The 7564-nt window shown below is 40.3% G+C and carries 8 protein-coding genes and 1 pseudogene; 3 read left to right on the forward strand and 6 right to left on the reverse strand.

Annotation, left to right across the window (positions count from 1 at the left end):
* Positions 1–196 precede the first annotated feature (196 nt).
* The 4 genes from MBEAL2_RS30845 to yjcZ all read right to left on the reverse strand — a co-directional run bounded on the left by MBEAL2_RS30845 (position 197) and on the right by yjcZ (position 1523).
* Entirely contained in the window at positions 197–472 is a 276-nt protein-coding gene (locus tag MBEAL2_RS30845) for a heterocycloanthracin/sonorensin family bacteriocin (protein WP_082130240.1), read from the reverse strand.
* Between the two features lie 329 nt (positions 473–801).
* Positions 802–978, reverse strand: coding sequence for a hypothetical protein (locus MBEAL2_RS32145; protein WP_161798319.1), 177 nt, complete (start codon positions 976–978; stop codon positions 802–804).
* Entirely contained in the window at positions 968–1186 is a 219-nt protein-coding gene (locus MBEAL2_RS28090) for a gamma-glutamylcyclotransferase (RefSeq protein WP_047155491.1), read from the reverse strand. The genes MBEAL2_RS32145 and MBEAL2_RS28090 overlap by 11 nt, the downstream gene beginning before the upstream one ends.
* Before the next feature lie 214 nt (positions 1187–1400).
* A complete protein-coding gene (gene yjcZ / locus MBEAL2_RS34270) occupies positions 1401–1523 on the reverse strand; it encodes a sporulation protein YjcZ (RefSeq protein ID WP_082130241.1) in 123 nt (40 codons plus the stop codon).
* 1256 nt (positions 1524–2779) lie between these two features.
* Between yjcZ and MBEAL2_RS28095 the strand changes: the two genes are divergently transcribed.
* A complete protein-coding gene (locus MBEAL2_RS28095; RefSeq protein WP_047155492.1) occupies positions 2780–2989 on the forward strand; it encodes a heterocycloanthracin/sonorensin family bacteriocin in 210 nt (69 codons plus the stop codon).
* 676 nt (positions 2990–3665) lie between these two features.
* On the opposite strand, the gene MBEAL2_RS28100 is transcribed toward MBEAL2_RS28095, so the two are convergent.
* Positions 3666–3953, reverse strand: coding sequence for a hypothetical protein (locus MBEAL2_RS28100; RefSeq protein WP_047155493.1), 288 nt, complete (start codon positions 3951–3953; stop codon positions 3666–3668).
* 1203 nt (positions 3954–5156) lie between these two features.
* Entirely contained in the window at positions 5157–5522 is a 366-nt protein-coding gene (locus MBEAL2_RS28110; RefSeq protein ID WP_047155495.1) for a hypothetical protein, read from the reverse strand.
* Between the two features lie 1169 nt (positions 5523–6691).
* Here MBEAL2_RS28110 and MBEAL2_RS34455 point away from each other — a divergent pair.
* Entirely contained in the window at positions 6692–7012 is a 321-nt protein-coding gene (locus MBEAL2_RS34455) for a hypothetical protein (protein WP_047155496.1), read from the forward strand.
* A gap of 314 nt (positions 7013–7326) precedes the next feature.
* Positions 7327–7404: pseudogene (locus MBEAL2_RS30875) on the forward strand (YjcZ family sporulation protein); the annotation flags it as partial.
* Positions 7405–7564: the final 160 nt, after the last annotated feature.

A 7564-nucleotide genomic window follows, 5' to 3' on the forward strand; every position in this document is an offset into this window, starting at 1 on the left:
GGTATCCCTTTTCACTTTCAGGCGCGTAGAAGGGGCTAATTTAGTCATTTTACTCCTCCTTGCCGTAAGTTGTTCTCAATTTCACATCATCACTTTCTCCGTAATCTTATGTACGGCTATTTGTCCCTTATGTATACTCTTGTAGAGAAGAAGAGCCCCTGCATAAATTACTACAGCGACCCTTCTCCTTGGGAAACTAGAAACAACGGGCACACCCACCACAGCGGAAACAACCGCCGCCACCAAAACAGCCGCCACCGAAGCAGCCGCCACAACGAAAACAACCGCCGCAACCAAAGCAGCCACCGCCACCAAAGCAGCCACCGCCACCGAAGCAACTAAAAAAACCAAAGCCAAAACATAGTCGGGTGTCATTAGGATTGTACTGGCTTTGAGCGTTGACAGGCGTCATCTGTCCTGCCTCGAAATGGCCTACATTCAACCCTTGAAGTTCCTTTTGAAAATCATCCATTTTTACAACCTCCGTTTAGTAAATAAATCAGTTATGCCGACAGCGTAACCCGTAATTTTAAAGCATGACAGAACAAAGAGAATGAAAAAAACAACGGTGTAACGATTGAGCTTCGAATATCCCCTTCAACAGAATATGAACCATGATGGGCGGTTGTTACTGATTTAAATGCTGTTAGTAGATTCATGTAACATCCTTGTAAGACTATAATACGAACAATCCGTAGTCGGGTAAGTCCTCCTGGTGTATAGGAAGTTGCCTTGTCTTTTAAGGCTGATAACTTGGTTTATGTAATAAAGTAAGCCCTCTCTCATATTAGTTGAGAAGGCTTATTGCATACTTTTTATGTTTTTTTGATAAAAAACCCAATCACCGTTAGGAATAACATCAAGCCCTTTGCTTGTATCATACATAAATGCACTTGCTTTAATTTCTTCTTTATCCGTAAAAACGGTAATCGGTCTTAGAAAGAATTTATGTAATGGATTCAATGTATTAATGCTCAATCAATCCCTTAATTACATTCAATTGTTCTTCTACAAAATACAGTTCGCCGGTAACCCATTTGTTTCCAGGTGCCAGAGCAGCGAATCCTTTACCTGTATCTACTAGTACAGCATTCGTCCAGACCCTTTCCTTTACTAATGCAGCTGGGTTGGAGTAGTATGAATCACCCTCACCCTTTCGCATTGTTCCATATATAAATAGATACATGTTACACCTGCTCCCTAAATTTTTTTAGTTTTTAATAGTTATTCGTAAAAGGTTTCTTTTTTTGGTTATATTCCGAATATCTTAAAATTTATTCTTTTGTTATTGGTTTACTTTTGTAACGTCCAATAATCTCTGTTATAAAAACAAAATGAAGAAGCCCTCCCTCTGCCGTAGAAGAGCTTCTTCATTTGATGGCTTTAATTACTGATAAACCTTAATTACAGGCACAGGCGATAATAACTAAGAGGATAAACAGAACCAGAATGAACGAAAATTCAAATTCATCACGACAAAACCCCATGTGCTTACCTCCTTTTACGTTAAGAGATAATGCCATATATATGTACAAAGAAGAGGACAGGTGTTAGGTAAATGCCTTAGATACAAGCCTGATACAAAAATGAACGTCCGATAGTAACACTTATGGTGCGACAAGAAAGTCGCTTTCTTATATACAGTGCAGCGCCGGTCTCATTTGCCGGTATGTTGCTAGCCTAGTCGCAAAGGCTATCTCTGCCCGAAACAGCGTCTCTGGTAACGGAGGGGTTGGTTGCATGAGGGAAATGCGGAAACAGAGGATGAGTGTACCATCCAGAACACTGCTAGGAGAAGATGGGTAAGGCTGTACCTCTTGGTACAGCTTGCGGTGAACGAAAGTGAAGGTTTGTAAGCTTCGTAAAGGTTAGCCTGAGATGGTTCACAGCTTCGCTCAGGTATTGGTAAGAGGAAAAGCGGAGTCATAAGGCCGATCTGACGCGACCCACATCTTACCCGGAGTAAAGAACCCACCTGTCCCCGTCGTATCTGTGGGAAGGGAAACTTGGTAAGCCCGATGGTATCTGCGTGAGCAGTAGAGCGATGGCAACATCTATCAATGTGCTAGCGGGTAAAGGATGTCAGAGAAAGCGAATGCCGTTACGTCGAAAGGCAACCGGAAAGCCGAAAAGGTATAACGGGACGGATTCTGTCGGTCGAAAGGCTTTTGCCATGACAGAACCCGAAAGGGTGCAGACTGAAGGCACGTCTTCAACATGGAGCGTAAATTGGTGGCTACCTTCTGACGTAAGGAACGTGCAGCGATGTATGCTAATCATTTCGGTTAGTCCGCGCACGCTTCGCTTACTTTGTAAGTGACGAGGATACGATCAAACAACGACCGTGCCTTATAGAAAGCTTCCTTTTCTATAGGGAAAAAAGAAGGCCTGAGCCGTATGAGTTGAAAGGCTCACGTACGGTTCTGAGGGGAGAAAGGGGCAGCGATGCCCCCGACTTACCCGACTAAACTAAAGCAGCTACCTTGGCTTGGAATCAAAATAGCTGCTTTTTGCTGTCTAATAATCTTTTTTATGTTGCTTTTATCATTATGGACGATATCCCATATAACGTTCAAAAATATTTAGTACGTCCAATAGACAAACGTCTATACGGCTTTTTTATCTTCTGCATATGGTTAACTTTGTAACGAATAAATTCATTTGGAGGAAAGAGAATCTACGCAGTTGTTTTTCTTATTTTCTTCGGTCTGTCCTTCTTTCCAGCTGCTGGTTACGCTGCTGGCACAGCTTATTCATTTAATAAATGGAGGTTGTAAAAATGGATGATTTTCAAAAAGAACTTCAAGGGTTGGATGTTTCTAATTTCCAGGCGGGTCCGATGATTCCTGTCAACACTCAAGACCAGTACTATGATTATACTCGACAATGCGGTGGTGGTGGCGGTGGCGGTCGTTGCGGCGGTAGTGGCGGTGGCGGTCAATGCGGTGGCGGTTTCTTCCATTGTGCCCGTTGTGCCCGTAGTTCCTAGTTTCCTAACGGAAACCTTGGTTGCCTAAGGAGAAGAGTAGACATATTTAATGTTTATTAACGTCCGATAATGATCATTATGAAATTGAATATTTATCGGATGGATGAAATAAAGTAGTACAAGAAGCGTCTTCCCGGGCCCTTCTCTTTTCTTAATGTCGTTAGTAGGCTACGTCCATCATTTTCTCTTCAAAGTAGCAAAGAACCCCTCTATCCATCAGTCAGAGGGGTTCTTTGTTTCGGATAGTAAAGGGAGTCTTACCGTACTAGATAAACTATGCTAATTACTTATCCTGGTGCCTAAAATCCAAATGATCTCCGATAACTTGGTTATCAAGGATATTACCGATTAATTATCATTCGCATACTGTACACGAAATAACAACTAAGAGGATAAACAGAACCAGAATAAACGAAAATTCTCTTCCTTCACCAAAGAATCCCATAGTATAACCTCCCCTATATAAGTGATTGAACTCCATTCATACTATGTAGATAGGTAGGGACGAGTGTTGGATGAATACCCGTATTTTGTAAATTGGATAGAAGCCGAAAAAACCACCCATGAGCGTCCCCTCCATTTCCATCAAGCGATGGTATGGCTTTATATAAATGGAGAAGGACGGGTATTGGGTTACTGCCTTTATTCAAGATCTTGGGCTTCTTGCTCACTAGGATTAGAGCAGGAACAGAGCTGCAATGATGGCTAGAGGGATCAAAATAAATCCAAAGCTTCTGCGTTCAAAGCCTCTACGCCCAAATTCAAAGCCGTTTGTTTTTACCATGCGAGCTGCCTTTTCTGTTTTAGGCACGGCTAAATAAACATGACCATCCTCCACCTTTTGAATATATCCTTCATAGACTTTATTATCTTTGGTTTGGATTTTTACGTGTTTAGAAATATTTTTTTCAAAAGTAGTTTCTATCCTTTGTATCCTTTGTACATTTGGTTTGTTCGTAGCCATTTCTTCGTTTCCCTCCTAACATGTAAGTTCCCTCTATCATATGCTCGTCCCTTGTTTTTGTTATAGACAAGTGTTTAGTCCGCTTATTTTTGGGTTTGCGTCCAATAAAATTCAGCAGCTCACCTATCCAGAAACCGGTGTAGCTGCTTTGTTTTTAAGGTCCGATAACATCAGTTACGTAAAATGTGATTTTTATGCAACGAAAGTTAACAAGAAAATATTAGGGTAAACAATAATATCTTACTGTGTAATATCAAATGATAGGGATAGAGTGGGGAATTCAATTGTCGAGGGCGCCCTATAAATGGGCACCCTCGACAATTGATTAATAAATTCTAAAATGTGTGTTGTCTATTTAAACGGTTTTTTAGAAATCTCCAGTAGTCGTCATACAAAAGAAACCGTAATTGGGTTAGAATATCATTCTCAAATAACTTAATTAATTCGTCAAATATTAATTTTTTTTCTTTTTCCATACAACATGGGCAGCCAGAAGCCAAAAGGTTACACTGTTTGCAATTTTGAGCAAGTAATTTCGTTATTGTTACATTATTTTTATTGGATACATTTTGCTTCTTACCATATAATAAAATTTTTTTTCCGTTGTTCAGTTCTACTTGAATTACAATGCTACCACTGTTTTCATTAATATAAGTGACTGTTGCTCGAGATATAGTAAAAGACATTTTCCCAACCCTTTCTGTGTAAGTATTATTGTTATTCAATTGCAAGACAATGTTGTATGTATTACCTTATACCTCATTGTGTCATATAATCTTTCATTTCCGTTGTGTAAAAACGATATTTTATGCAACGAAAGAATGAGTTATTTGACACCGACCTCATATACAAGAGTCGCATGTTTATTGCCCTACCCAGCCCCTTTTTTACCTCACCAAGATAATCAGCAATTAAAATGCAATAGGATGGAATAAGGTCCGCTGTTTTCCTTTACCAGTGAAATATTCCATAATGGTTTGCCAAACCATTATCCATTAAGGATTTGGCTTGTTTTGGTGAATCTGAAAAAATATCATTGTATCAGATTCCTCCTGCTTATTAACGTATTAATCATAACTTGAATTATGGTTGATTTACGCCAATCTTTGGATAAAATAACAGGAATAAAAAAAGATAAAAAAAAGCGTCAACCTTAGTTTTACCGAGGCTTTACGCTATTCTCCATAGCTATATTTGATTGTTTCATTCTTCTCTCTCATCATAAATTATCGGTGTTGACTTGATTTGTACGGCTTTTTTTTGAAAATCTTTCTCTTCTTCTATTCGAAGTTCATGTCTAAGATCCTCTGCTTTCTCAAATAAATTGTACATATAAATACTCAGTCCATCATTCTTTTTCTCTTTGCTTAATCTGCTTACTTGTTCTATGAATGTTAAACCAAACTCTACTCGGCAGCCACCAATGATTGGAACCTCTAATAAATCAGCGACAATCTCTTCTAATTGATGAAAGATACTATTTACATTTTGTATATGATCAATTTTAACAATATAAGAAGCGGCTATGAGTAATTCGCTAATGAGGTGCTTTTTTTCAATAAGATTCACTTGCATTCCTCCATTTTTTTGTAGGATAATCCAATTTATTCACTCCCTTATCGACATATTCATCCTAACACTGAGCACTCCGTGAAATTCAAGGATAGATGATTTACAGAATCAAAATGTAAACTAAAGCAGCTACTATGGTTCTTGCTTCATAGTAGCTGCTCTGTTGCGTCCGATAATTTCACTTATAGTGCGACAAGAAAGTCGCTTTCTTATATACAGTGCAGCGCCAGTCTCATTTACTGGTATGCTGCTAGCCTAGTCGCAAAGGCTATCTCTGCCCAAAACAGCGTCTCTGGTAACGGAGAGGTTGGTTGCATGAGGGCAGAGGATGAGTGTACTGTCCGGAATACTGCTAGGAGAAGATGGGTAAGGCTGTACCTTACGGTACAAGCTTGCGGTGAACGAAAGTGAAGGTTTGTAAGCTTCGTAAAGGTTAGCTTGAGATGGTACACAGCCTAGCTCAGGTATTGGTAAGAGGAAAAGCGGAGTCATAATGCCGCTCTGACGCGACCCACATCTTACCCGGAGTAAAGAACCCACCTGTCCCCATCGTATCTGTGGGAAGGGAAACTTGGTAAGCCCGATGGTATCTGCGTGAGCAGTAGAGCGATGGCAACATCTATCAATGTGCTAGCGGGTAAAGGATGTCAGAGAAAGCGAATGCCGTTACGTCGAAAGGCAACCGGAAAGCCGAAAAGGTATAACGGGACGGATACTGTCGGTCGAAAGGCTTTTGCCATGACAGAACCCGAAAGGGTGCAGACTGAAGGCACGTCTTCAACATGGAGCGTAAATTGGTGGCTACCTTCTGACGTAAGGAACGTGCAGCGATGTATGCTAATCATTTCGGTTAGTCCGCGCACGCTTCGCTTACTTTGTAAGTGACGAGGATACGATCAAACAACGACCGTGCCTTATAGAAAGCTTCCTTTTCTATAGGGAAAAAAGAAGGCTTGAGCCGTACGAGTTGAAAGGCTCACGTACGGTTCTGAGGGGAGAAAGGGGCAGCGATGCCCCCGACTTACCCGACTAAAGGATCTGTCTTATAATCATGAGACAGATCCAAGATTCTTGTAGACTGTTAAATATTTTAAGCTCTTTATATAAATAGTCTCAACATCTACTTTGTTAAAATGTCAGCGATATAACCACCAAGGATATCCACCTTGACTGCCGCCACCTTAACGACCGCCACCACCAAAGCAGCCACCGCCACAGTGGAAGCAATTAGAACAACGGAAGCAGTTGAAACAATTATGGAAACAGTTATGGAAACAGTTATGGAAACAGTTATGGAAACAATTAAAACAACGAACACCCATACCACATTGTCGCGCCTGATCCATATTGTGTTGACCTTGAGTGTCATAAGGAGTCATCTGGTTCGCCTGAAAATTAGAAACATCCAACCCTTGAAGTTCTTTTTGAAAATCATCCATTTTTACAACCTCCGTTTATTAAATGAATCAGTTATGCCGGCAGCGTAACCAGCAACTCAAAACAATGACAGAACGAAGAGAATCAAAAACAATGGCATAGCGATTGAATCCACCAAATAATTTCAATACTTTCCTCAACACAATATGAACCATAATGGGCGATTGTTACTGATACAAATTCTGTTAGTAGACTCATTTAAATCCTTGTAGGACTATAATACGAAGGTTTTTTTACATAAAAAAGGGTATCGGACAGCAAAAAGAAGCGATCTTGGTTCCAGTCAAAATCGCTTCCTTCGTTTACAGTTTAAACGTAATCGCAATCTTGAAACAGAGGGTGACCTTTCAGGGTAGGATTATGTGGCGGAGCAAGAGGATTTGACATCATTCTTGTTCTTTTCATCCTGCTCGTGATTATCGCATGTACATGTGATCCCTAATCGATAAGCGCTTCTGGTTTTTCAAGGGAAGAAACTCAAATCATAACAAGGTCGCCTTTACTGGCCACCTTGTTATCGTGAATTATGCACGATCCTTGTTTATCGTAAAAGCCGAAATAAAGAATCCCACTTCATGGCATACCGAATCAAGCTTCACCCC

This window comes from Aneurinibacillus tyrosinisolvens (genome assembly GCF_001015055.1).
GTDB lineage: Bacteria > Bacillota > Bacilli > Aneurinibacillales > Aneurinibacillaceae > Aneurinibacillus_A > Aneurinibacillus_A tyrosinisolvens.